The organism is Sphaerisporangium sp. NPDC005288, from assembly GCF_040607475.1.
Lineage (GTDB): Bacteria > Actinomycetota > Actinomycetes > Streptosporangiales > Streptosporangiaceae > Sphaerisporangium > Sphaerisporangium rhizosphaerae.
Genome location: NZ_JBEXGT010000028.1, coordinates 79,960 through 103,046, shown reverse-complemented (window position 1 = coordinate 103,046; position 23,087 = coordinate 79,960). Strand labels below are relative to the sequence as shown.

Genomic DNA, 23,087 nt, shown 5'->3' with positions numbered 1-23,087 from the left:
GCCGATCGGGGGGAGAAACGGGCCTTGTCAGGACATCGAGGCGAACCAGCGGACCAGCGCCGCGGTGGCCGCCTGGTGGGAGCCCAGGTGCCGGGAGCCGCCGTACTCGGGCGTTCCGAGATCGACCAGCGGAGCGGTGGCTCCGTGGGCTCGCAGCATGGCCCGGCAGCGGGGGCTGTTGGCGCTCACCGCCTGTTCGTCGCCCTTCGCGACGTACAGCCTGATCGGGGCCTTGGGCTTCCACGCGCACACGCCGTCCACCACCCGCAGGGCGCCGGCCAGCCGGCCGGTCGGGTGCGCCAGTGCGGCCCGGCCTCGTGGCGTCAGCAGTGCGTCGATGGTGTTCGGCGTGCCCTTGACCACCTCAAGACCGGTGTGCGAGCCGTCCAGCAGCTTTTCCATCCGGCGGTCGTACGGCGCCCGGAACACCTCGCTCGGCGAGTCGTACAGATGGTGCAGCCGGTTGAACGCCACGAAGGTGAGCGCCGCGTAGATCACGCCCGCCTTCGCGTCCGTCCTGCCCTTCAGCAGTGCGGGCAGTTCGGCGTCCCTGAACGCGTAGGCGCCGCTGACCGGCGCGACCGCTCCCAGCCTGAACCAGGGGTCGGTTCCGGTCTGCAACGCCCTGGCAAGTCCGAGCGCCGCGGAGGCTCCCTGGGAGAAACCCGTGACCAGCACCTCGCGTCGCAGTTGCCTGCCCGACTCCGACGCGAACCGGCGGGCCGCGCGCAGCATGTCCAGGGAGGCGGTCGTCTCGGAGGGCACGTCCATCCACGGGTGCCGCCCCGGCCCCTTGCCGAGGCCCAGGTAGTCGGGGGCCACGGCGGCCATCCCGGCGGAGGCGTACGTCAGCGCCGGAGCCCGCCCCCAGACCTCCTTCGTGGTCGAAGGGGCGTCACCCCTGAACAACTCGGTGCCATGGGTGAACGACACCGCCCGCAGGCGGCGCTCGCCGTTGCGCGGCAACGCCACCAGGCCGCTGGCGGTGGTCCGCCGCCCCGAGGCGTCCACCGTCCGGTACACCACCCGGTAGGTCTCCACTCCGTACCGGACCTTCCAGGTGTCCCAGGCGCCGCCCTGGTCACCCTTCAACGCGGCGGCCACCTGCCGCGCGGACAACGTCCCCAACCGCGTGACCGACACCACCTGTCCGCGCTCCGTGTCCGGAGCGGCGAACACGGGCAACGCGCCCGCCAGCACCATCGCCGCCGCCAGGCCGACGGCCGTCGTCTTTCCGATCCATTTCATGCGTTCGACCCTAGGGACGGCCGTACGACGCCCGCGATCACGTCGCCACCCCAGTGCGCGTAGGGTATTCCCTACCTTGCCGGAGATGCGGTGGGCGGCGAGAAGAGTGAGCCAGAGCCAGCCGGTGACGACGGCGATGCGCTGGAACAGGCCTCCGTACCGCACCAGGCCCTCGGTCTGGCCGAAAGCCGCGTTGGCGAGCATGAAGGCGGTCACGAAGACGACGAAGGTGATCACCGAGTAGGCGGCCCGGCCGAACGCCCGTTGCCGGCCGAACCGGACGGCGAACACCAGGAAGGCCGCTCCCAGGCAGAGGAAGCCGGGAATCGCCGCCAGGTCGTGGATCGCGCCGTGCGTGGTGGCGTACTGGGTGAGCCGGTCGGGAGTTCCCCGCGGGTAGCCGCTGACCGGGTCGGTCACGAAGAACCCCACGGTGATCAGGTGGACCGCCCAGACCCCGATCAGGATCGGCCCCCAGGTGGCGCCCCGCCTCACCTGCCCGGCGGTGCCGGACCCGCCGCCGCGGAGTTCACGCCATAGCGCGACGGCGAATCCGAGGGTCAGCAGCCCGGCCACGATGAAGTTGAGATCCTGCGTCCAGCCGTACTCGCCGAGCGCCAGCGAGCTGACGGGATGGCGCAGGGCGTCGTAGCCGACCCTGGTTGCTCCTTCGAGGACGAACGCCACGACGAACAGCGGCCCGGCGATCACGCCGCCCCATAACAGGGCCCGCAGGACGGGCGGCCTCATCGCGACCACCCCACCTGGTGACGCGTCCCCATCGACGGCCCCGGCGCCGTTCGGTTCCGGTCGGACTGTCATGACCCACCTCCGATTCGCTCCATCGAGACGGACGCCCTGGTACCCGGTCCGCCCCATCTGGCTGTCAACGTACATTGACACGGCGATGGCCGTCAACCATTGTTGACGAGCCGCCTGTGAGACATCCCAGCGACGGGCTTCCGCGAGGTTCCACGACGGCCGTGAGCATCGACGGGCGGGGCCAGCGCTATTCGACCGGGTGGGCCTGGGCCGAGCGCTAGAAGCCGGCCCGGCTCATGCCATAGAGCACGGGGATGTCCACGAGCAGCACGCCCGGATCGTCATGGGCCTCGGCGCGGAGGGCTTCGTCGAAGCCGGCGCCGCTGTAGCAGGCGAGCACCGTGTTCTCGGTCTCGTACCCCTTGGCAGCCAGCAGGTCGCGCGCCCGGCGCAGCCTGCCGAGGTGCCGCAGGTCCATGACCTTGTCCCACTTGGCCTCGCCCAGCGACTTGATCACGCGAGGCTCCCCCGGGTAGGGAGCGCCGAGGACGACGACGTCCACGTCGATCTGCGACCTGCCGCTCTGGTCGGCCACCGTCCCGGAGGTGACCTCGCCGATGCCTCCCTCGCCGAAGTGATGCCGCCCGTAACGAAGGGCGTACTCCCGGCAGAGGATCTCGAAGTGCGGGCCCATGACCTTGGACAGGAAGCGCTGGCGTGACCGGCCCCAGACCTCCTCGGCCAGACCGAGGCTCAGGTCGGTCCATTCGGGCCGCATGATCGCCTGGTAGAACGTGACCAGCGGCTCGGCGACGCGGTAGCGCGTCCGCCCGCTCCGGAAGGCGTCCTTCTCCTTCACGAGAAGACCGCAGTCTTCCAGGACGTTGAGTGGATGCGCGATGTCCGCAGACTTGTATCCGATGTGACCGGCTATGCCGCCCCAGGTGCTGTTACCGTCCGCGACCGCCGCCAGGACCGAGTGGTACAGGGCCGGGTCGCGGATGGCCGGCTCCTCGGCCAGCAGATAGCGTCCCTCGCGGAACAGGGACGTCCGCCGGTTCAGCACCGTGCGCGCCACCCAGGCGTCGAAGTCGTCCACCGAGGCCGGCCGGTCGCCCGCCACGAACTCGTCCCGGTAGGCAGGGGTGCCGCCGACGATTGCGTGCAGCATCACGGCCAGCCGGGGATCGGACACCCCCCAGAATTCGGCGGCCTCGCGGTACGGCAACGACTGGACGAGGAGCTCCAGACGCGCACGCCCCCGCAGCGGCGCCTGCCCCGCCAGAACCTTGCCCATGACCGACAGCGCCGAGCCGCAGATGAGGACGCGCGCGTTACTGCTGCCCCCATGAGTGCGCCCACGCAGGTCGATCTCCTGCTTGAGGATGGACGGAATGGCCGGGTTGGCCTTCATCAGGTACGGGAACTCGTCGATCACCAGCGGCATCGGCCGATCTTTCGGCAACGAGAAGAAGAAGGTGAGCGCGTCCCGCCAGTCCGCGAACGGGTATCCGACCGGGGAGCCGGTGTGCCGGGCGAGCGCCATGCCGAACAGGCGCAGCAACTCGACGTCGGTCCCCTCGGTCGCCTCGAAGTAGAAGCCGCCCAGCGCCTCGGCCAGCGACCGCAGCAGGAACGTCTTCCCCTGCCGCCGCCGGCCGCTGACCACGCCGAACGCCACCTCGGCCTGAGTGCCGGTGGCGAACTCGCTCAGCGCCTCCCACTCCCAGTCCCGCCCGAAGACGTGCCCCGGCTTCTCCACCAACTGTCATCACCTCGACACTGAACCACAGCCCACTGAACTGTACTTCAGCAACTGAGGTCGTGTGGGCCGCTACGGCAGGGGATCGCGCTTTCATGGCTACACGTCTCATTAGGGGGAGCGGGACGGGTGTGCCAGCGTGGCCATACCGTCTTGCCCGGGCCGTCGGCCAGGGGGAGGACGCCGTAGTCGCCGGCCGGCGCGGCGACGATCGGCAGACCGCGCCCGTGGTCGGCGTCGAGCCCCAGATCGAGCTGTCGGGGGGTGCCGGGGCCGTGATCGGTGACGCGCACGCTCAGCTCGCCGGCCGTGGACCAAAGGGACAGACGGATCGGCGGTGCCCCGTGGGAGATGGCGTTCCCCAGTAGTTCCCCGATCACGAGCACCTCAGAGGGTCGCAGTGATGTCGGTGCCCAGCCCCGATGGCGGAGGAGGGTCACTACACGGCGAGGTGGAGGAAGCAGGGCTCTGGCGTTGAACGGCCCAGGCGGGAGGCCCTTTCTCTGAAGGGCCTGCACACGCAGGGAGCGCCCCGGCTCGGGCGGTGTTTCCGGAGGGGTCTCCGTCTCCTTCGGCCCTGGTGGGGGTGAGAAGGCGGAGGAAGGTGGTGAAGGCCGTGTCGGTGCGGGTGGTGTCGCCGGTGGCGTCGCGGTCGAGGAGGAGGCCGCGTATGACCGCCAGGGCGGTGGTCGCAAGGGCGGGGGCGTCGTCTCCGTGGCGTGCCCGAAGGCCCTGTTCCAGGACCGGCAGCCAGTCGGTGGTGGCGGCCTGACGGAATTCCGGCCAGAGGCCGGGATCGTCATGGACCCTGCCGAACAGGCGCAGGAACGGCGCCCCCTCAGGGCCGGTGAACGTCACCCAGGCGCGGGCGAGGGTCTGCTCGTACGGCTCATCCTGCGGGGAGAGGGCTCGGTGGAACAGCTGGAGTTGGCGCCGCCGCGCCTCCTCCAGCACTTCGCGGAGCAGTCGTTCCCGGGTCCCGAAGTGGTAGACGAGCATGCGCGGAGAGGTGGCCGCGGTGGCCGCCATCGCCGGGAGCCCGGACGCCAGGCCATGGGCGAGCACGTGCTCGGTGCAGGCCGCCAGGAGTCGCTCCCTGATCTCCCGCTGGGGACGTCTGCCCATTCTCCACATCCATTTCGCGTAATGGTCGTTACATATATTGTGCGACAGCGATGACCGGCGATGGGAGACAACCGTGCGAGTCGTGTTCGTCCATGGAGCGTGCGTACGGGACGGGGCGTGGTGGTGGCGTCGCGCGGCGGGCCACCTGGAGGACGGCGGGGTCACCAGCACGGCCCCGCCGCTGCCGAGCTGCGGAGAGACCGGGCGCCCGCCGGGGCAGGGCGGGCCGTCCTTGCCCGACGACGTGGCCGAGGTCCGCGCGCACCTCGCCGCGTCCGATGAACCGGCCATCGTGGTGGCCCACAGCTACGGCGGCGTCGTCGCGGGCGAAGCGGCGGCCGGGCTGCCGCAGGTGCGTCACCTGCTGTACGTCGCGAGCTTCCTTCCCGAGGCCGGCGAGAGCCTCGCCTCGTTCGGCGGCGACACTCCCGCGCCCTACCTGGACGTGACGCAGGACGGGACCTTCGGTGTACGGCGCGAGGTCGCGGCGCGAACGTTCATGCAGGACTGTGCCGAAGAGGACGTCGTGGAGGGGCTTGCCCGGCTCGTACGCCAGACCGTGTCCGCGACCGCGGAGCCCGTTGGAGCGGCGGCCTGGCGGGAGATCCCCTCCACCTACCTGGTGTGCGCGCGGGACAACGGAACCCCTCCAGCCCTACAGCGCGCACAGGCCGAGCGGGCCGGTCGGGCACTGGAGATCGACGCCGGGCACCACCCGTTCCTGTCCCGCTCCAGGCAGGTCGCCGAACTCGTCCTTGGACTCCCGGTCTGATGCTTCGGCCCGCGTCCCCCTTCATGCCTCAGTCGGCGATGCACTTCCACGCAAGAAGAACCGGGGCGGGCAGGGGAGGAGACGGGGCGTCAGTTCTCCGGGTCGGGGAGCAGGACGGAGGGGAGGGAGGTGTCGGGGTGCAGGCGTAGTAGTTGGTAGAGCATGCCGCCCACTCCCGGCATCAGACCGGGGCTGAAGGCGTCACGTGAAAGGCCGCTCACCGGGCCGTGCTCGTCCATGCTGCCGATCATGTACGCGGCGAGGTACTCCGGAGTCAGCTCTTCGGGCCCGACACCCACATCGATCGCGTGGCGCACGACTTCCCAGGTGCCGAGGTCTCCGTGGCAGAGCGTGTGGTTCCAGCCGATGCCCCTCGACCAGGACGACGCGGCGGCCCGGCGCAGCACGTCCGCCCAGCGCGGGTCATCTTCGCGGGCCAGCCGATCGGCCGCGACGAGGCCGATGCCGGCGGCTCCGTGGCACCATGCGCTGGAGGTCACGCGATGGTCGTCCATTTCGCGCAGGTCACGCCAACCCTTCTCCGCCGGGTCGTACAGTGACTCCTCGTACAGAAAGGCCCTGTCTGCCAGGGCGCGGAAGTCCGCAGCGCCGGCCGTGGCGCTGTCGGCGAGCCGGGCCAGCGCCCAGGCGATCCCGGTGGCGCCGTGTGAGACCCCGCCCAACCCTTGTGGGAACGCGGTGCTGGGCCAGCGTGCTCCCCGGTCGTCGATGTGGGCCAGTGAGAGCAGGCGCTCCCCGATGCGGTCGGCCTGCGTGGACCACTGCTGGTCACCGGTCTGTTCCGACAGGCGGAGCAACGGCACGATGGCGCCTGCCATGCCGGTGAGCAGGTCGTACACCCCGTCGGCGGCCACCGCCTCGGGCAGTCGCCCCGCCAGGGCGCCGGCCCGGGCGACCGCCTCCTGCGAGCCGACGGTGCCCAGCCTGCGCAGCAGCAGCCAGCTCCAGATCTGCGAGCCGATGCCGACATAGCCGCCTGGGGTGGCGGGGCGCCGCCGCGGCCCGGTGCGGCGTGCCTCCGCGTCGCGTTCCTCGGCCAGCCTGATCGTATGGAGGAGATCGGCGAGCAGCCCGTCCAGCCCCGGCACCTCGTCGGCCCTGCCCTGCCCGGTCTCACTCACGTAGGCGGCCAGAGTGATGGCGACCCCGTACGCTCCGCCGTACACGTCGGGAGACAGCGACTGTACGAACCAGCCGTCGGAGGTGAGCACCGGCGCGGTCCAGGTGACGGTGCCGTCGTCGCCCCGGACCGCCGTGTCGAGCATGCTGCGGGCGATCCCGGCCGCGATACGGCGCCGGGGCCGCTCGAGGTCCTGGGGCCGGATGAGAGGCACGGTCATACGCTTGTTGGCAGGCATCCACCCTTCATTGAGGTAGGCGCTGACCAGAGCGGACCGGATCACCTCGCGGTCCAGGGCCGTGTCGCGGTCGCGCCAGCGCCGCAGCGCGTCCGCGATGAGGTCCTGCTCGTCTCCGTACGAGGTACCGCCAGGGCCGTCCAGACGGCCGCGAGCAGGGGTCGTGGCGAAGAAGGGGATGTCGCCGACCAGCAACTCGGCCACCTCGGCGTCGATCACCTCGGGGTCCGATGGCGCGCCGGGCAGGTTCTCGGCATGCTGGGCCAGCAACCCCGCCGCCTTGCCCGTCGCGGTCGGCTCGTCGTGCAGTGAGGCTGGATGCCACAACATGCGGGCCAGCTCGGCGTACGCCTCGGTGGCGCGGAGCACGACCCGGACCGGACGGTCGGCGAAGTCCGTGAGCAGCCCGGCGAGCTCGTCCCGCCGATCCAGCATGTCGAGGTGCTCGACCAGCTCGGTGAATCCGGACAGCACCAGGTCCCAGTAGTGGACGAGGATCGGATCGGGGCTCGGGTGGTTGCTCACCGCTCCCAGCTCGACCCGTTCCATCCCCAATCTCGCCATGTCCGTGCCCGCGTCGACGACGACCGGCACCTGCGTGTACGGCTGCTGGCCAGGCAGGCCTCCGGCGGCGGACATGTCGACGCCGCGCCAGGCGAGCGAGACGCCGCGTCCGGGAAGGAGTCCGGTGCGCAGCACCGATCCGCTGAGCAGGTCGGTCGCCTGGTCGACGGCGTCGCCGTATCCGGATGGTTTGGCCGGGACGTGCGGGGTGAACAGCGTCTCGCAGTCGACGACGACGGGCGCGGGACCGGCCGCGATGAGGTTCTCCATGTGCAGGTCGCTGCCGCCGATCAGCCGCATCAGCGCCAGCCAGTGCCCGACGCCGCGGTAGAAGGACCGCAGCTCCGTCTCGTCGGCGCAGTAGCGGTGCTGGATGTGCTCCGCCCAGCCGTACCCCTGGCGAATCAGCACGTCGGGCACCCGGATGTGGCTGCCGGCGGGCAGCCGGGGTGCCAGGCGGTCGATCAGCCGCGCCAGCGCCTCGTCCACGGCGAGGGACCGGGGCTTGTAGACCACCTTGCCCTGCGAGCCGTGCAGGACGGCGACGCTGTGCCCTCCGCGATGGCTGTCTCCCGCCCCGAAGTCGACGCGGGCCAGCTCGCCTCGGAGACCGCCGGGCAGTGCGGTGAGCGCCGCGCGGTCGGCGGCGAACCTGCGGGCCAGTTCCACGGCCGCGGCGCACCTGTTGTCGATGATCGTGCCGAGCCTGGACGGCATCGTGGGGTAGTGCCCGGTCAGGGACAGCCAGAACTCGGGCGTCGCGGCCGTCGCCTTCCACTCCTGCCACCGCAGCCGCGGCGTCTCGGCGGTCAGCCTTCCGCTGATCCTGGCGGCGTTGAGTTCCAGCAGCAGGACCCTGTTGACCTTGAGGCGGACGGTCTCCTCCAGCGCTTCGGCGGTTCCCTGGCATATCAGCCGGGCCTCTGCCTCCGTGAGGCCGGGGATCGATCCCAGCGTGGCGGACAGCCCGGCCAGCGCCGGTGCGGTCCAGAAGTCCAGCGACGGGTCGAAGTCCCCGGCCATTGGGATCATCCTTCCTTGATCAGCAGCAGAAGCGGCTGCAGGTGCACGAGCTCGCCAGCCGGGTGTCCAGGGCCGTCAGCGTGATCTCCGACTCGGCGTAGTCACCGATGAACAGCGGACCGGCCGGGTTGTCCCAGCCCTCGACGTCGGCTCCGCTGCGCCACGCGGCGACGATCTCCTCAGAGCGATCCAGTGTGAGAGGCATTGCTACTCCCTTCGTGACCGTGCGTCCCGATCCGCGTCGACCGGGTGGGTGCGCTCAGCAGCAGGCAACGGTGTGGGCGCCCGTGCACGAGCTCGGCCTCCGGGTGTCCAGGGCCGTCATCGTGATCTCCGACTCGGCGTAGTCACCGATGAACAGCGGACCGGCCGGGTTGTCCCAGCCTTCGACGTCGGCTCCGCTGCGCCACGCGGCGACGATCTCCTCAGAGCGTTCCAGGGTGACAGGCATTCTTACTCCCTCCATGACCGGGCATCCCGATCAGCGTTAGTCAGCCGATCGAAAAAATCAATACATAGCGGGCGAAATGTAGACTTGTCGGCATTCAGCGGAAATGGCGAAAGCTGCCGTTGACTGTGACGGAGCTTGCCAAGACGCCGACGGGATGTCCGGAACGCGCGAGCGAGACCGGCCACCCTCCACGCCACCGGCCCACGCCCACCATGGGGACGGCAGCGCACGTCAGGGGTTCGCTTTGCAACGGGCCATGACCACTTCGGCGACGGCGCTCATGTGCGGGACGACCCAGCGGACCGCTTTCCTACGGAAGGGGAGGCCGCGAGAAGGTTTCCGCTGTTCGGGAGCGCGGCAGACGGCGGCGAACAGCCCCGATCACGGGCCGTCCGGCGACATTTCCCACCAATGTACCGGAGATTCTCCATATATTGCGGGCGACAATTATTGCGATTTGTGAATACGGCCCTCGTGACCACGGCGCTGGAGGCGACCAGCGTAGAGCGCCGCTGAGGAGGCGTCTGTCCTTCCCTACGGATCAGAGGGTGGCTGGTCGGTGTTCCGCTTGTCCCGGCTCGGGAGTTCGACGCATCGAGGGAGGTCCTTGATGCTCCCGCCTTCGGGGATCACGCCCCAGACGAAGGGGATCAGGTACCGAGGTGGCTCGCCCAGAAGTGCGGTCAGCTCGTCCTCGGTGACCGCGACCGGGCGGCACGGGTACGCGGCCCTCGTCGATCGCGCGGTGAGAACGACGATCCACCACACGAGACAGGGGGGTGCGTTATGGGCGGGGTGGTTGGTAGGGTGCGCGGGATCGTGATTTCGCGTGAGGAGGTGAGACCCGTGAAGGCTGTAGCTGTGTGGGTGCTCCCACTTTCCGTCACGGTCGGCGACTGACGTAGGTGTCGCCGGGAGCGCCGTAACGACAAGGCACTCCCGAAAGGCAACACCAATGCATTCTGTGCGTTTCACTGCGGAGACATCGTCGGACGGTGTCCTCGAACGCGACTTCACCGTGGGTGAGGTCACCGGCGTGCTCTGGTCGCCGGCTGCCGCCTCCGATCGCGCGCCTCTGGTTCTGCTGGGCCACGGTGGCGGCATGCACAAGAAGGCGCCGGGAATGGTAGGCCGCGCGCGCCTCCTGGTCGCCGACGGTGGTTTCACCGTCGTCGCCATCGACGCCCCAGGTCACGGCGGCCGTCCGCGCACGGCGGCCGACGAGCGTGAGATCGCCGCGATGCGGCGGGCGACGGCGGCGGGCGAGCCGGCCGGTCCGATCGTCGCCCGCTACAACGCCCACCTGGCGGAGCGCGCCGTGCCCGAATGGCAGGCGACCCTGGACGCCCTGCAGGAACTGCCGGAGATCGGCGCCGAAGGGCCGGTCGGCTACTACGGCGTGAGCATGGGCACCGCGATCGGAGTGCCGTTGACGGCCGTCGAGCCCAGGATCGCCGCCGCGGTCTTCGGTCTCTTCTGGCACGATTCCCTGGCCGACACCGCGCGCCAGATCACCATTCCCGTGGAGTTCCTCCTCCAGTGGGACGACGAGCTCATCCCGCGCCAGTCCGGTCTGGCGCTGTTCGACGCCTTCGCCTCGAAGGAGAAGACGCTGCACGCCAACCCCGGCAGGCATGCGGAGCTGCCCAGGTTCGAGGCCGACAGCGCGGTCCGGTTCCTCGCCCGCCATCTCGGGCGGATCGTCATGCCAACTGCCTGACCTGCACGGACGATCGGCGTCCGGGCCATCGGCCCGGGCGCCGGTTCTGTGCCTGTTCGGGGCGGTGGTCGTGGCGGAGCCGGTCCGGCCCGTTCTACGGGGCGGGCCGGTGGCTCGGGCGAGCGGTCACCACTTCCACGGGCCGAAGTGGCGCTGGGTGCGCACGACGAGGCTGCCGAGGCGTTGTTTGCCGCGGACCACGAAGTGGAGCGCGTCGCCGGGGATCGCCGACGGAGTCACCTTGCGCACCTTGGCGCTGCCCGCCATCATCTCGACGTCCTCGATGTCGACCGTGGCGCCGCGCGGAAGCACCAGCGTGGTGGAGCCGGCGACCACGTCGAGGTCGATCTCCACGACCGGGTGGGAGATGACGGCGTCGGTGAAGTCGAGCTTCACCGAGCCCGCCTTGGCCGTGACCAGCAGCCGCCGGGCCACCATCCATCGGCCGTGCCGTTTCAGGGACGCCGCCGTGGTGCGCAGCTCGGCTCGCTCCCGTGGCGGCATCGTGAGCGGCGCCCCCGGCAGGTCGGCCAGGAGCGGCTCGACCTCGCCGAACGTGCGCGCGGCGAGCAGTCCGTTCAGGCGCTGCTCGAACTCTTCGCCCGTCAGCCGTCCCTCGCCCACCGCGGCTTGCAGTCTCTCGACGATCCGCTCGCGATCGGCGTCGGACATCCGCATTTCCGGCGACTGCGGTGCTAGCTCTCCGCTCACGCCTCAACTCTAGGGAATTTGCCGTGAAATACGGAGATGTCAGGCGAGTTCGGCGTCGATACGAGACAAAACGGGGGGTCTCTCCTTCACCACGCCGACGACGCGGCGGCCGCGACCGTCGTGGCGGTCGACAAGGGGGGCGGCCTTGTGGCAGGAGGCGGCGACGAGGTCGCCGGGAGAGCTCCGGGCTGGGCCATCCGCGAGAAGGGGATCGCGGGAGGTGGCTTCGACTGCGGACGAAGGTCCCGCCGGCCCGCCCCGCCGGTTTCCCCGGTGACCATGGGTGGGTCTACCGGGATTCGCGGCTTATGACCTTCTTGTGTTTGGTGTCCAAGAGTGCGACCAGGGCCAGAGCGGTGAGCGTCGCGCCGACAGCGGTGAGATAGCACCACGGGGTGGGCAGGTAGTTGGCCGCCGTCAACAGGTTGGGCGCCCGGTCGGTGAAGAGACGGAAGACGATGGCGATCGGCCCCTCCCAGACACCCGCGGCGAGCACGAGAAGCATTGACAACCGGTACCAGGCCTCATTCATTTCGCCTCCGCGATGATCCGGTGAGTTACGGTACAAATGTATCCAGTGCTTCATGGATGGTTCGCTCGATACGCTGGCTGATCAATGTTTTCGTCACACATTAGCCAGAAGATCGTGATAGGTGTGCGTGATGAAAATATCGCCGGGCTGCCAGATGTGCGGCGCGCCGCTGCCGACGGCGACGCGAGGCCGTCCGCCGGCGTACTGCTCGCGGGCATGCCAGGCCAAGGCGTACCGGAGGCGGAAGAACCCGCCCCGGCCTCGATCACCAGAGGGCCCGGCCGCCGCCGATCCGCGAGCCGATCCGCGAGCCGATCCGGGCGCCGATTCGGGGGCCGTTTCCGGAGCCGAATCGGGCGCGGTTGCGGGAGCCGTTTCGGGGGGCGAATCGGGCGCGGTGTCGGGGGCCGCTTCGGGCGCCGACTCGCAGGTGCGCCGCAGGATGGCCGAGGCGCTCTGGCGCATCGCCGCCGAGCGCGGGCTGCGCGCGGCCAGTATGCGCGAGATCGCCGCGGAGGCGGGTGTCTCGCTGCGCGCCGTCCAGTATCGCTTCCCCAGCAAGCACCAACTGCTGGTCGCCGCCCTGCAGTTGCTGCACGAGGACAACGAGCGCCGGGTCGCCGCCCGGCTGGCTGGGTCGGACGCCGCGGCGGCGCCCCGCGACCTGCTGCGGGCCATCTTGGCGGAGTTCCTGCCGCTGGACGAGTCGCGGCGCATGGTCCTGCGGGTGTACGAGGCCTACTACGCGCGCAGCCTCACCGATCCCGCGCTCGCCGCGGTGTTCCTGCGCGACTCCCATCCTGTGGAGGGCCTCGTCGCCGAGATCATCGCCAAGGCGCAGCGTGCGGGGATGGCGCCGCCCGGTCTCGATCCGCGTCACGAGGCGGACCTGCTGGTCTCGGGCGTCACCGGGCTCGGCGTGGAGGTTCTCCATGGCCGCTGTGGCGTCGCGGAGGTGTGGCGGGTCATCGACTACCACCTCGACCGCATCTTCAACGGAGCGAATGGGGAGTTGACGGCCTCGGCTAATAGCGTTAGCTTTAGGGCTAACAACATTAGCCAAGCGTGAAGTGAGGGGACCATGACGGAATTCCTGGAGACCGAGGGCGGGCGGCTCGCGTACGAGGTGTCGGGGGAGGGGCCGCTGGTGATGCTGGCGCACGGCATGGGGGACGGCCGGCGGGCGTACCGGCTGCTGGCGCCCCGCCTGGTCGCCGCCGGATACCGGGTCGCCGCGGTGGACCTGCGCGGTCATGGGGAGTCGAGCACAGGCTGGCCCTCCTACACCCGCACCGACGTCGCCGCCGACCTGGTCGCGCTGATCCGCCACCTGGGCGGGCCGGCGGTGCTCGTGGGGCACTCCTTCTCCGGCGGCGCGGCCACCATCGCCGCCGCCCAGCACCGCGAACTGGTCAGCGCGGTCGTCGAGCTCGGCCCGTTCACCCGGGCGCAGAAGATCGATTTCGGCGGCCTGCTGCGCGACGGGCGGCACCGCAAGGGCATCTCCTTGCTGATGGCCACCGGAATCCTGCGCAGCGTGAAGTTCTGGCGCCGCTACCTCGATCACGCCTACCCCGGCACCCGGCCCGCCGACTACGAGGCGTACATGTCCGACCTGGCGACCGCCCTGCGCCGGCCGGGACGGATGGCCGTGGTGAGCAAGATGGGCATGTCGGCGCCCACCGACGCCGGCGCCGAACTGCCCAAGCTCGCCGTTCCCACGCTGGTCGTCATGGGCACCCTCGACCCCGACTGGGTGAACCCGCAGGCCGAGGCGGAGGGCATCGTCGCCGAGATGCCGGCCGGGCGCGGCGTCGTCACGATGATCGACGGCGCCGGCCACTACCCGCACGCGCAGTTCCCCGCCGAGGTCGCCGATGCCGTGCTGCGTTTCCTGAAGGACCACGCCCGTGGCTAGGGCAGGGCTCTCCCCGGACGCGGTCGTCGACATCGCACTGCGGATCATCGACGAGGAGGGTCCGGCCGCGGTCACTCTGGCGGCGGTGGCCGGGCGAGCGGGCGTCGCCACGCCGTCCCTGTACAAGCACGTGCGCAACCTGGCGGAGCTCAACGACCTGGTGTCCGCCCGCGTCATGAACGAACTGGCGGACCGCTTGCGCGAGGCGCTGCTCGGCCGGTCCGGAGACCAGGCGTTGCGCGCCTTCATGCACATCTACCGGGACTACGCCGTCGCCAACCCCGGCCGGTACGCCGCGATGAGCCAGGCCGCGCCCCCTGAGGGTGGCGACCAGGCCAAGGCGGCCAGGGCGCTGGTCGGCATCGTGGTCGGCGCGCTCCGCGCGTACGGGCTGGAGGGGGCCGACGCCATCCACGCGACGCGGTGCCTGCGCGCGGCCGCCCACGGCTTCGCCGTCCTGGAGACCGCCGGCGGCTTCGGCCTCCCCGTCGACCTGGACGACACCTACGCCCTGCTCCTGAACATGATCACCGCCGGCCTGCCCAAGCCGGCGCCGAACTAGGGCGTCGCACCTGTCTCGAGAGGTGAACATCGCCTCGATGATGCGACCGACAGGCCTGCCGACTCCATCTTCTCAGGGCTTCAGGTGCCGCGGATTTCCTTGTCTGCATTGTCGGGATCATCGGGTGAAGAGCCCCACCCGGCGAAAGCAGCCGTTGCCTCTTCGGGTGATGAGTCGCGCCTGGCGCCGGTCAGTGCTCGTGGGGTCGGGGGGCGGCGAGGTGGTGGGCGGGGTGGAAGGTCATTTTCACGTGGGTGGCGGTGGCGGTCAGGAGGGCGCGTTTGGGGAGGCCCAGTTCGCTGAGTTCCTTGGCGATGGGGTGGTTGCCGAGCCTGATCAGCGCTCCGCCGGGACGGGTGCGCAGGCCGCGGGGACGGGTCGTCCAAGGAATGCGCCGGGTCACCCCGTCCAGGCGGGTGTAGGCGTCCAGGTCGACCGAACCGCCGCCGGGCAGGGGCAAACCTGGGATGGGGACGCCTGGCGGGGGCGGGCCGGGGACGGGCATGCCGGGTTTGATCAGCAGGTCGAGCACCAGGCGGCCGTCCTTGCGCAGCACGCACCGTTTGTAGGGGGACGACAGCCGCAGGTCCACCTCGGCCAGCTCCTTGGGGAAGCCCCAGATGGAGCGGCCCGCCTCCAGGGTGAAGCTCTGGTCGACCGGCAGCCAGTGGACGAAGGCCCCGCTGCCGTTCCGGCGCAGGTCCTTGAGCCCGGACATCCTGCCTCGCGCGGGCGGGCGGACCGCGCCGGGGGGACGGACGAGGAAGCCCATGCCGAACTCGTTGTAGGACCCGAGGTCGCCGTCGGCGTAGCGGATGAAGCCGAGCGCGCACAGCGCCTTGCCGGGGAGCACCTCGATGACGTCCTGGTCGGCGTAGGCGAGCACCGCGCGGGCGGCGTCGGCTCGCACGAGGTACATGGCGGCGCAGACGGTGGCGTCCCGGACCTCGACCGGCATGGTGACCCGGCGTCCCTTGATGAGATGGCTAGTCACAGCGTCCAGTACACCAATCAGGATCGCGGGACGCCAGCCGTACCGGTCAGGCGAGGGCGGCCGTGGGCGAGGCCGGTTCGGCTGGGGCGGTTGCGACAGGGCTGTTTGGGCGGTCGGTCAGGCGAAGGCTGCTTGGGCGGTCGGTCATGCCAGGGCGGCTTGGGGGAGGTTTCGGGTGAGGAGGGGGGTGGCGGCCCATTCCTCGAGGCGGGCGACGAACTCGCGGGCCTGGTCGGGCCAGTGGTAGTGGCCGCGGGCCTCGGCGTACCCGTGGGCGCCCATCACGATCCGCCGCTCGGGCTCGTCGCGCAGCCGCAGGACGGCCTGGGCGACCGCGTCCACGTCGCCGTAGGGGACGATCACTCCGCAGTCGGCGCGGCCGACGATCGAGGCGGCCAGCGGCAGCGGCGTGGTGATCACCGGCAGGCCGCGGGCCATGTACTCGATGACCTTGGTCGGCAGGGACTGCCGGTAGTTCGGCACGTCGTGCAGCAGCGACAGCCCGGCGAGGGCGCCCTGGGCCATGCGGAGCGCGTGGTTGTTCGGCACGTATCCGAACCAGTCGAGCAGTCCCTCGCGCTGCGCGTCGCGCAGGAACGGGCGCACCGCGGTGTCGGCGGCGCCGATCAGGTCGAGCCGGATGCCGTGCGGCCGGAGCCTGCGGGCCAACTCGATCATCTCCAGCGCGCCCCTGGCCTCCGACAACTGGCCGATGTACACGACCCGGTTGGCGCCGGGCGGCGGCGGCGCGGTCTCGGGGACGTAGGTGGTGTTCGGGATCACCGGGTGGTCCCCGGCGAACCGGTCGCGGTAGGCGGCCTCGGCCAGGATGAGGTGCAGGCGGCGCTCGGCGCGGGTCTCGACGCGGCGCAGCAGGCCGGGCAGCATCCGGCGCGCGGACGCGGGAAGGTAGGTCTTGGTGTCCAGCGCGCCCACGATGTCCTCGTGCACGTCCCAGACCGTGGTGGGGCGTCGCCGCGGCAGGGCGAACAGCAGTTCCAGGTCGTGCACGAGCAGCAGGTCGGCGTCCTTGACGCCCCGGCGGAGCGCGCCGCGGGCCATGTTCAGCGCGTGTCCGCGGTGCAGGCCGACGGCGCGCGGCACGTCGATCGCCCGGATCTCCTGCGGCGGGGTGACGTTGCAGTGGGTGAACGGCGCGACGTAGGTGACCTCGTGCCCGGCGTCGAGCAGCGCCCGGATCTGCCGATGCATGATCCGCGCGTCCTCCGGGTGGTGGACGATCGTGCCGACACATACCTTCATGTGTCGATGCTGAGTGCCGTTCCCTTCCTGTCCGGGTGCGCACCGTGAATCACAATGGAAATGCCGCTGAACATCCGCCTCTAGGTGGTGGCTTCCTTGGGCCGGTTGGACGGCCTGCGGTAGAGCCAGGTGAGGCGCGGTTCGAGCAGCCACTTGAACACCGTGCGCGTCTCGGGCAGGCACAGGACGATGGCCAGGGCGAACGCGCTGCTCAGAATCGCCATGACGCCGAGCGGGCCGTGCAGCCACGGGAAGCTCAGCCAGCCCATCTCCTTGGCGATCATGACGGGGATGCCGTGGAGCAGGTAGCAGTAGAGCGTGCGGGTGCCGAGGTCGGAGAACCAGGTGTTCTTGCGCGGCACCAGCGCCAGGATCGCGAACGAGACGGCCAGCGCCGCGACCAGCAGGCCCGCGCGCATGCCCATGCCCATCCACCACGACAGGTGCAGTTCGGCGTAGCTGTCCTTGAAGTACACCGGGTCGAGCGGCACGTGCGGCGCGATGACGATCGCCACGCCGACCGCGCCGGCGAGCACCCCGACCGACACGATCTTCACCCAGAGGCGGTTGAGCATGTCGAAGTGGTGCGGCTGCAACCACAGGCCGAGCACGAAGAACGGCATCAGCCCGAAGAAGCGGTCCATGCTGAAGTCGCCCGGCAGGTCGGACAGGCCGGCGAGCAGGTAGACCGCGACCGCGATCGGCAGCGGGTAGCGCATGCGCTTCCACACCGGCGTGGACAGCCGCCACAGCAGCAGGGCCAGCAGGTACCAGTTGAGCCAGGCCGGGTCGATGATCGTCAGACTCCACTTGTGCCCGAGCGCGAAGCGGAGCACGGCGTAGCCGACCTCCACGATCACGTACGGCACGAGGAAGGTGTCGACGAGCTTGTTGGTCTTGGCGTTGGAGTTCCAGAAGTTCCGGCTCAGGTAGCCGCTGATGACCACGAACAGCGGCATGTGGAACACGTAGATGAACAGGTAGGCCGACCGGGAGGAGTGCGCCGACAGCGTCGGCACCAGCGCGTGCCCGGCCGGCACCAGCGCGATGAGCAGGAACTTGACGTTGTCCAGGTACGGCTCGCGGGGGCGCTTCGCGGGCCGGGGCGGCGGGGCCTCCTCGGTCTCGGGGTCGTCCCAGCCGTCGACCGCCTGGCCGGGGCCCTCGCCGGAGGGGCGCCGCTCCCGGGCGGGCATGGCCGAGCCCGGGCCGGGACGGCCCGGCGGCGTGGCGCCGCCGCCCGGCTGTGGGGCCGCGGGACGCTGCCAGTAGGAGAACCCGTCCGGGGACGGTGCCGACTCCGGCGCCTCCACCGGCACGCCGAGCGCGTCTCGCGCACCCGGAACCGACCCGTGCGCGCCGGGCCCTCCGTGCGGGCCGGGGAGCGAGCCCTGGACGCCGGGGTCCGCGCCGTACGCACCCGGAACCGAGCCGAGGGCGTGGCCGCCCGAGGAGGTGGCCTCGCTGTGCGCTCCTGGCCCGGGAGAGGCGGCCATGCCGATGCCGTGCGCCCCCGAAGAGGTGACCGCGTCGTGCGACCCGGAGAACATCGAGCCGCCGTTCGCTCCCGGGGCCGCGGGGCTGCCGTGAGCGCCCGGGTTGTCCTCCCAGGAGGGGCGGTCGAAGGTGAAGGTCTCGGGATCGTCGTCGGCGGGCGTACCGCCGGAGTGGGCGCCGCGGCGGCCACGGCCGGTGCCGTCGCCGGCGGTCATGGCGCTGTCGGGGACGGGCCAGCGGGGCTCGCGGCGTCGATCGCCCGTCGGGGGCCGGTGCCGGTCCCAGGCGCCCGTCGGCGGCTCGGCGTAGTCGGGGACGGGCCAGCGCGCGGTGGGCGCCTCTTCCTCGCCGGTGCCCGCATCGGTGCCCGCACCGATGCCCGCGCCGGTGCTCAGACCGGGATCTGCCGGCGCCTGCCCTCGTTCGGGGGACGGGGCGCCGTCGCCGGCGTCGGTGGAGACGCCGTCGGTGCGCGAGGCCGGAACCTGGAAGGAGGATCGGGTGTCACTCACGGGGGAAACGCTCAGCTATCTGTCGGGAGACCAGGAAGCTTCTGACTGTGGCCGGTGCCCTCGGCCGGTGTGGCGGAACGATCGCGGGAGCACGCCTGCCAGATGATCCACCCTAACGCGCCGATCTTCAATTGTCGCGACGGACTCCGAACTTGCCCTTGCTGGGACCTCTGACAACTCCGGTCCGGCCATGTCATGTCCGGCCCTTTCCGGCGCCCGTCGACGCTCTCCCGGCGCCCCGGCACCTTGACCGGCGTCCGGCGAGAAAGCACGCCCGGGCCGGCGTCTGGTCTCCGCGCCCGGGGATCCGCGTCTCGCAGCAGCGCCCTGGCGAGCATGGGCGTCGCTGAACCGCCATCAGGGCCCCACCACCCGCGCACCGGATTCCCGCAGAAGCCGGGCGCGGCATGGACAAGGCCCGGTCCCGCAGGGGAACCGGGCCTTGTCCAGGACTTTTCGGCCTTTGTCGGCCTTTCGGGTCAGGTGCTGCAGACGTCGGTCTTGGAGTCCACGACCCGGGCGCTGTCGGGGATGGTGACCGGCACCTTGACGTTCTTGAAGTCGGCCCCGATGACGAGCTGGATGATCGGGGCGCCGGGCGCCGGCGTCGCGGTCGCGCCGGCCGGCGGGGTGGTGGGGGTCACCGACGGGGTGAACGGCTGCACCAGGCCGGCTTTCACCTTGCCGGAGGCCGGGGTGACCTTGGGCACCAGCTTCGCGGCCACCGGGGCGGCGTAGTCGGCGCCGTCGGCGGCGTTCTTGGCGTAGAGCAGCATGGTCTTCGGCCGGTCGGTGCCGTCGGCGTTGCGCGCGTCGCCGACCTGCGTGACCTTGAAGCCCTGTGCCGCGAGCGCCTCGGCGACCTCCTTGGCCTTGCCGGCGGTGTTGGTGCCGTTGACGACCTGGATGCGCACCTGGCCCGGCTTGATCGCGGGCTTGGCCGGCCCGGAGGCCGACGCGCTGGGCGCCGGGGACGGGGTGACCTCGGTGTCGGTGCGCAGGGACTCGAACATCTTGCCGGCGTCCGGCTGCTTCCACTGGACGCGGTTCTTGTCCTCCGTGTACGGCTGCCAGGGAACCGTGACGAACTTGACACCCTTGGCGGTGAGGCTGCGCGCGCTCTGAGCGATCTGGATGAGCGTGTCGACGTCGAGCTGCGGGTCCATGACGACCGAGTGGGCGGCCGCCTTGACCAGGGCCAGCAGCTTGCCGGGGTTGGTCAGGGTGTCGCCGCTGGTGGCCTTCTTCACGACCTGGGACAGGAAGATCTGCTGCCGCTTGATGCGGCTGATGTCGCTGCCGTCGCCGAGTGAGTGGCGGGCGCGGACGTAGGCGAGCGCGGTCTCGCCCTTGACGATCTGCTTGCCGGCCTGCAGGTGGAGCTTGGCCTGCTTGTCGTCCACCGCCGTCGGCACGCAGATCTGGATGCCCTGGAGCGCGTCGACGATGGCCTTGAAGCCGGTGAAGTCGACCTTGAGGTAGTGGTCGACGCGGATGTTGGTGTTGGCCTCGATGGTGTTGATCGTGCAGGCCATGCCGCCCTCGTTGAAGGCGGAGTTGATCATGTCGAGACGCGGCGGCATGGCCACCTTGGTGCGGGCGTTCTTGCACTCGGGGATCTGCACCATGGAGTCGCGCGGGAAGCTGATGAGCGTCGCCTTGTCGCGGTTCGGCGACACGTGCATGAGGATGATCGTGTCGGTGCGCTCGCCGAGGTCGCTCATGTGCTGGCCGTACTTCTTGTTGTCGCCGGCCCGCGAGTCGGAGCCGACCAGCAGGACGTTGAGCGCCCCGGTGGCGTTCACGGGGCGGTTGGCGTTGAGGTCGCCGCTGACGTCCTCGGTGCGGACCTCGCCGAGCACGTTGCGGTACAGCGTGTAGCCGGTGAGCGCCAGCAGCACCATGACGCTGGTGAGCGCGATGCTGACGTAGGCCAGGACGCGCATGCGCCCGTTGCCGCCGCTGCCGTGCGGAGGCGGGCCGCCGCCTCCGGGACCGCCGTCGCCGCCGCCGCGTCGCCGACCGCGGCCGGGCTCGTCCGGCGGCGGAGGCCCCTCGACGGGACCGCCGCGCTGGCGGCGGCCGCGCTGCTCGTCCACCATGGGGAAGTCCTGCGGGCCCGAGGGATGGTTCTCGTACGGGCCGTGGGGGCCCGCGGGCCGTACCGGGGCGGGGGCGTCGGGGGGGACGCCTCTGCGGCGGCGGCCCCCTTCGCGGGGAGGGACGTCCACGGGAGGCTGCTCCATCGCTCGGCCGCGGCTGGACCGGCGACCGGAGGCGGGAGGCGCGTTCCGATGGTTGGTGACCGTGGCGCCGTGTCGGTGCTCGCTCATTTCGTCATGAGGTTAGTCACCGGGCCGACTCTGGGCGACATGATCGGAGGAACAGGCGCATGATCACGGTTACTCCAGAGGGGGTCGATCGGGCGGCCAAGCATACCGACACGAGGATATTTCCTGGAATAACGCAAACGGTGGGTTTACTGGAAGTTCACAGGATCACCAGGTCACGACCGTCATGACCGATCCGTCTGTCTCGCCGTCAGGAGCCCCGCGGACAGGAACGCCAGCGGCACGGCGGGCAGCACATAGCGGTAGTCGAACTCCGCCGTGGCGGCCGGAATGACCAGCAACGACACCGCCATCACCCACGGCGGCGCCCACGCCGTCCGGCTCGCCCCAGGCCCCTCCGCGCGGCGGCGCGCCCGCGACCGCCACGCGCGTCCCGCCGCCACGCCCGGAGGCAGGAGCAGCACGGCCAGCAAGGCCGTGCCCGGCAGCCACACCACGTCCTGGTAGGCACGGGTCCACCCCGCGAGGGGCTCGACGACGCGAGTGCCGATCGGACCCCGCTCATAGCGCACGGCGAGGCTCGCCCCGTAGGTCGCCGGGTAGCGTCCCGGCGGCGGGGGCGTCCGCGCCGGAAACTCGTAGTAGTCGTAGATCTCCTGGTCGGGGTACACCGGGCGGTTCGGGGTGAACGAGCGGGCCAGCTCCGAGAGCACCGAGGCGGCGTAGTCCAGCGGCTGGCTCCGCAACGCGAGCAGCGCGAACCGCCCCGCGAGCCGGTCGGTCTCCTGGGTGAAGGTGATGCCCGGCAACGCCACCAACGGCGCGTCCGGCGCCCACACGTACTCCTGCGACGGCGGGCGGCGCGAGGGCGGCCTGTCGTCGCACAGCACCGCGAGGTCCCGGGGCGGGCGCATGACCGAGCAGTCGGCGAACGACATCGTCCGCCCGTACAGGAAGACGCCGTTGGAGCCCACGATGCCGACCCGGTGGTAGGTCGCCCAGAACCAGGCCGCGTACCCCGCGATGGGCACCAGCGCGACGAGCACCAGCACCGCCGCCGGCCGCGCCCGCCGCCATGCCCGCCGCCATGCCCGCGTCATGACCCCGCGGGCACCGACGGCGCGTCCGGCAGCCGGCGCTTGCTCACCGGGACGCCCGACCGGCGGCCACACCGCTCCGGCGGCGTCGGCGCCGGAGGTCTGCTTCCGGGGACGGCGGACCAGCGGTTCCCGGCTGGGACGGCGGACCAGCAGCCACACCGCCACGACGGCGAGCAGCGGCAGTCCCACCGTGCGCGTCAGCGTCGCCGCGCCCAGCAGCGCCCCCGCCAGGCACACGGCGCGCCACCTGGGCCGGCCCAGCAGCACGTACATGGCCGCCACCAGCAGGAACGCGAACAGCGTGTCGGAGACCAGGAGGTGTTCGAGCTGGACCTGGTAGGCGTCCAGCAGCACCGGCGCCGCCGCGAGCGTCGCCGCCCAGACCCGCCCGCCGGCCCGTCTGACCGCGGCGTAGACCAGCACGCCGATGGCCGCCCCGAGCAGGTGCTGGACGAACGCCACGAACCCGAAGGAGTGGAACGGCTCCAGCAGGCGCAGGAACATCGAGTAACCGGCGGGCCGCACCAGGTCGGGACGGGGACGCAGGGCCGTCACCACGTAGGTGTAGGAGTCGGGGAACCACAGCACCGGCCGGTAGCCGAGCATGGTCACCACGCGCAGCGCCACGCCGAGCCCGAGCACCCCGAGGAACCACCGGTGCGCCCGCAGCCCGCCCCACAGCCGCCCGCCCGCCCGCTCCGAGGACCACCGCGAGGAGAATCCCCCGCCCGAGGGCGGCCACCAGGAACGGACCCGCCCGCCGGAGGACGGCCCGGAGGGTTCGCCCGCGCCGCTCCGCACGCCGGAGCCCCGCTCCGAAGCGACCACTCCACCCCCAGCCCACGGGTCCCGGCGTCCCGGGAAGACACGAACGCGCACGCGAGACCCGCGTACGCGCCGC

19 protein-coding genes are annotated in these 23,087 nt (G+C 71.0%); 5 read left to right on the top strand and 14 right to left on the bottom strand.

Annotated elements, in window-relative coordinates; genetic code table 11:
* Positions 1–27: 27 nt before the first annotated feature.
* From ABZU32_RS25290 to ABZU32_RS25275, 4 genes are all read right to left on the bottom strand, one after another.
* Positions 28–1,998: a DUF998 domain-containing protein gene (locus ABZU32_RS25290; RefSeq protein ID WP_354925720.1), complete on the bottom strand. Its 1,971-nt coding sequence runs from the start codon at positions 1,996–1,998 to the stop codon at positions 28–30.
* Between the two features lie 289 nt (positions 1,999–2,287).
* A complete protein-coding gene (locus tag ABZU32_RS25285) occupies positions 2,288–3,772 on the bottom strand; it encodes an ATP-binding protein (RefSeq protein WP_354925765.1) in 1,485 nt (494 codons plus the stop codon).
* A gap of 47 nt (positions 3,773–3,819) precedes the next feature.
* A complete protein-coding gene (locus ABZU32_RS25280) occupies positions 3,820–4,152 on the bottom strand; it encodes an ATP-binding protein (protein WP_354925717.1) in 333 nt (110 codons plus the stop codon).
* 7 nt (positions 4,153–4,159) lie between these two features.
* On the bottom strand, positions 4,160–4,897 hold the full coding sequence (locus ABZU32_RS25275; RefSeq protein ID WP_354925714.1) for a TetR/AcrR family transcriptional regulator: 738 nt from the start codon (positions 4,895–4,897) through the stop codon (positions 4,160–4,162).
* A 73-nt stretch (positions 4,898–4,970) separates the two neighbouring features.
* Here ABZU32_RS25275 and ABZU32_RS25270 point away from each other — a divergent pair, with 73 nt between their 5' ends.
* Positions 4,971–5,669, top strand: a complete 699-nt coding sequence (locus tag ABZU32_RS25270; RefSeq protein ID WP_354925711.1) for an alpha/beta hydrolase — start codon at positions 4,971–4,973, stop codon at positions 5,667–5,669.
* 89 nt (positions 5,670–5,758) lie between these two features.
* Here the strand turns inward: ABZU32_RS25270 and ABZU32_RS25265 are convergent, their stop codons facing one another.
* Genes ABZU32_RS25265 through ABZU32_RS25255 form a run of 3 tightly spaced genes read right to left on the bottom strand, consistent with a single transcriptional unit; the run spans position 5,759 to position 9,086 of the window.
* The gene (locus ABZU32_RS25265; protein ID WP_354925708.1) at positions 5,759–8,635 is read right to left on the bottom strand and encodes a type 2 lanthipeptide synthetase LanM family protein; all 2,877 of its coding nucleotides are present in this window, start codon (positions 8,633–8,635) and stop codon (positions 5,759–5,761) included.
* A 19-nt stretch (positions 8,636–8,654) separates the two neighbouring features.
* Entirely contained in the window at positions 8,655–8,840 is a 186-nt protein-coding gene (locus ABZU32_RS25260; RefSeq protein ID WP_354925705.1) for a DUF6229 family protein, read from the bottom strand.
* 54 nt (positions 8,841–8,894) lie between these two features.
* On the bottom strand, positions 8,895–9,086 hold the full coding sequence (locus ABZU32_RS25255; protein WP_354925702.1) for a DUF6229 family protein: 192 nt from the start codon (positions 9,084–9,086) through the stop codon (positions 8,895–8,897).
* A 964-nt stretch (positions 9,087–10,050) separates the two neighbouring features.
* On the opposite strand from ABZU32_RS25255, the gene ABZU32_RS25250 reads away from it, so the two are divergent.
* Positions 10,051–10,806, top strand: a complete 756-nt coding sequence (locus tag ABZU32_RS25250; protein WP_354925699.1) for an alpha/beta hydrolase — start codon at positions 10,051–10,053, stop codon at positions 10,804–10,806.
* 126 nt (positions 10,807–10,932) lie between these two features.
* Here ABZU32_RS25250 and ABZU32_RS25245 read toward each other — a convergent pair whose 3' ends face one another.
* The gene (locus tag ABZU32_RS25245) at positions 10,933–11,517 is read right to left on the bottom strand and encodes a DUF1707 domain-containing protein (protein WP_354837083.1); all 585 of its coding nucleotides are present in this window, start codon (positions 11,515–11,517) and stop codon (positions 10,933–10,935) included.
* Between the two features lie 289 nt (positions 11,518–11,806).
* Complete coding sequence (locus ABZU32_RS25240; RefSeq protein ID WP_354925696.1) at positions 11,807–12,022, bottom strand: hypothetical protein; 216 nt, start codon at positions 12,020–12,022, stop codon at positions 11,807–11,809.
* Positions 12,023–12,491: 469 nt separating this feature from the next.
* Here ABZU32_RS25240 and ABZU32_RS25235 point away from each other — a divergent pair, with 469 nt between their 5' ends.
* Genes ABZU32_RS25235 through ABZU32_RS25225 form a run of 3 tightly spaced genes read left to right on the top strand, consistent with a single transcriptional unit; the run spans position 12,492 to position 14,529 of the window.
* Complete coding sequence (locus tag ABZU32_RS25235; protein WP_354925693.1) at positions 12,492–13,118, top strand: TetR/AcrR family transcriptional regulator; 627 nt, start codon at positions 12,492–12,494, stop codon at positions 13,116–13,118.
* Between the two features lie 12 nt (positions 13,119–13,130).
* Positions 13,131–13,967, top strand: coding sequence for an alpha/beta hydrolase (locus tag ABZU32_RS25230; RefSeq protein ID WP_354925690.1), 837 nt, complete (start codon positions 13,131–13,133; stop codon positions 13,965–13,967).
* Positions 13,960–14,529 carry a TetR-like C-terminal domain-containing protein gene (locus ABZU32_RS25225; protein ID WP_354925687.1) on the top strand — a complete coding sequence of 190 codons (570 nt, stop codon included), beginning with the start codon at positions 13,960–13,962 and terminating at the stop codon, positions 14,527–14,529. The genes ABZU32_RS25230 and ABZU32_RS25225 overlap by 8 nt, the downstream gene beginning before the upstream one ends.
* A 190-nt stretch (positions 14,530–14,719) precedes the next feature.
* On the opposite strand, the gene ABZU32_RS25220 is transcribed toward ABZU32_RS25225, so the two are convergent.
* From ABZU32_RS25220 to ABZU32_RS25200, 5 genes are all read right to left on the bottom strand, one after another.
* Entirely contained in the window at positions 14,720–15,523 is an 804-nt protein-coding gene (locus tag ABZU32_RS25220; RefSeq protein ID WP_354925684.1) for an acetoacetate decarboxylase family protein, read from the bottom strand.
* A 144-nt stretch (positions 15,524–15,667) separates the two neighbouring features.
* The gene (locus tag ABZU32_RS25215; protein WP_354925681.1) at positions 15,668–16,786 is read right to left on the bottom strand and encodes a glycosyltransferase; all 1,119 of its coding nucleotides are present in this window, start codon (positions 16,784–16,786) and stop codon (positions 15,668–15,670) included.
* A gap of 80 nt (positions 16,787–16,866) precedes the next feature.
* Positions 16,867–18,795: an acyltransferase family protein gene (locus ABZU32_RS25210; protein ID WP_354925678.1), complete on the bottom strand. Its 1,929-nt coding sequence runs from the start codon at positions 18,793–18,795 to the stop codon at positions 16,867–16,869.
* A 479-nt stretch (positions 18,796–19,274) separates the two neighbouring features.
* The gene (locus ABZU32_RS25205) at positions 19,275–21,026 is read right to left on the bottom strand and encodes an LCP family protein (RefSeq protein WP_354837071.1); all 1,752 of its coding nucleotides are present in this window, start codon (positions 21,024–21,026) and stop codon (positions 19,275–19,277) included.
* 284 nt (positions 21,027–21,310) lie between these two features.
* Entirely contained in the window at positions 21,311–23,014 is a 1,704-nt protein-coding gene (locus ABZU32_RS25200) for a glycosyltransferase family 39 protein (protein WP_354925675.1), read from the bottom strand.
* Positions 23,015–23,087 lie beyond the last annotated feature (73 nt).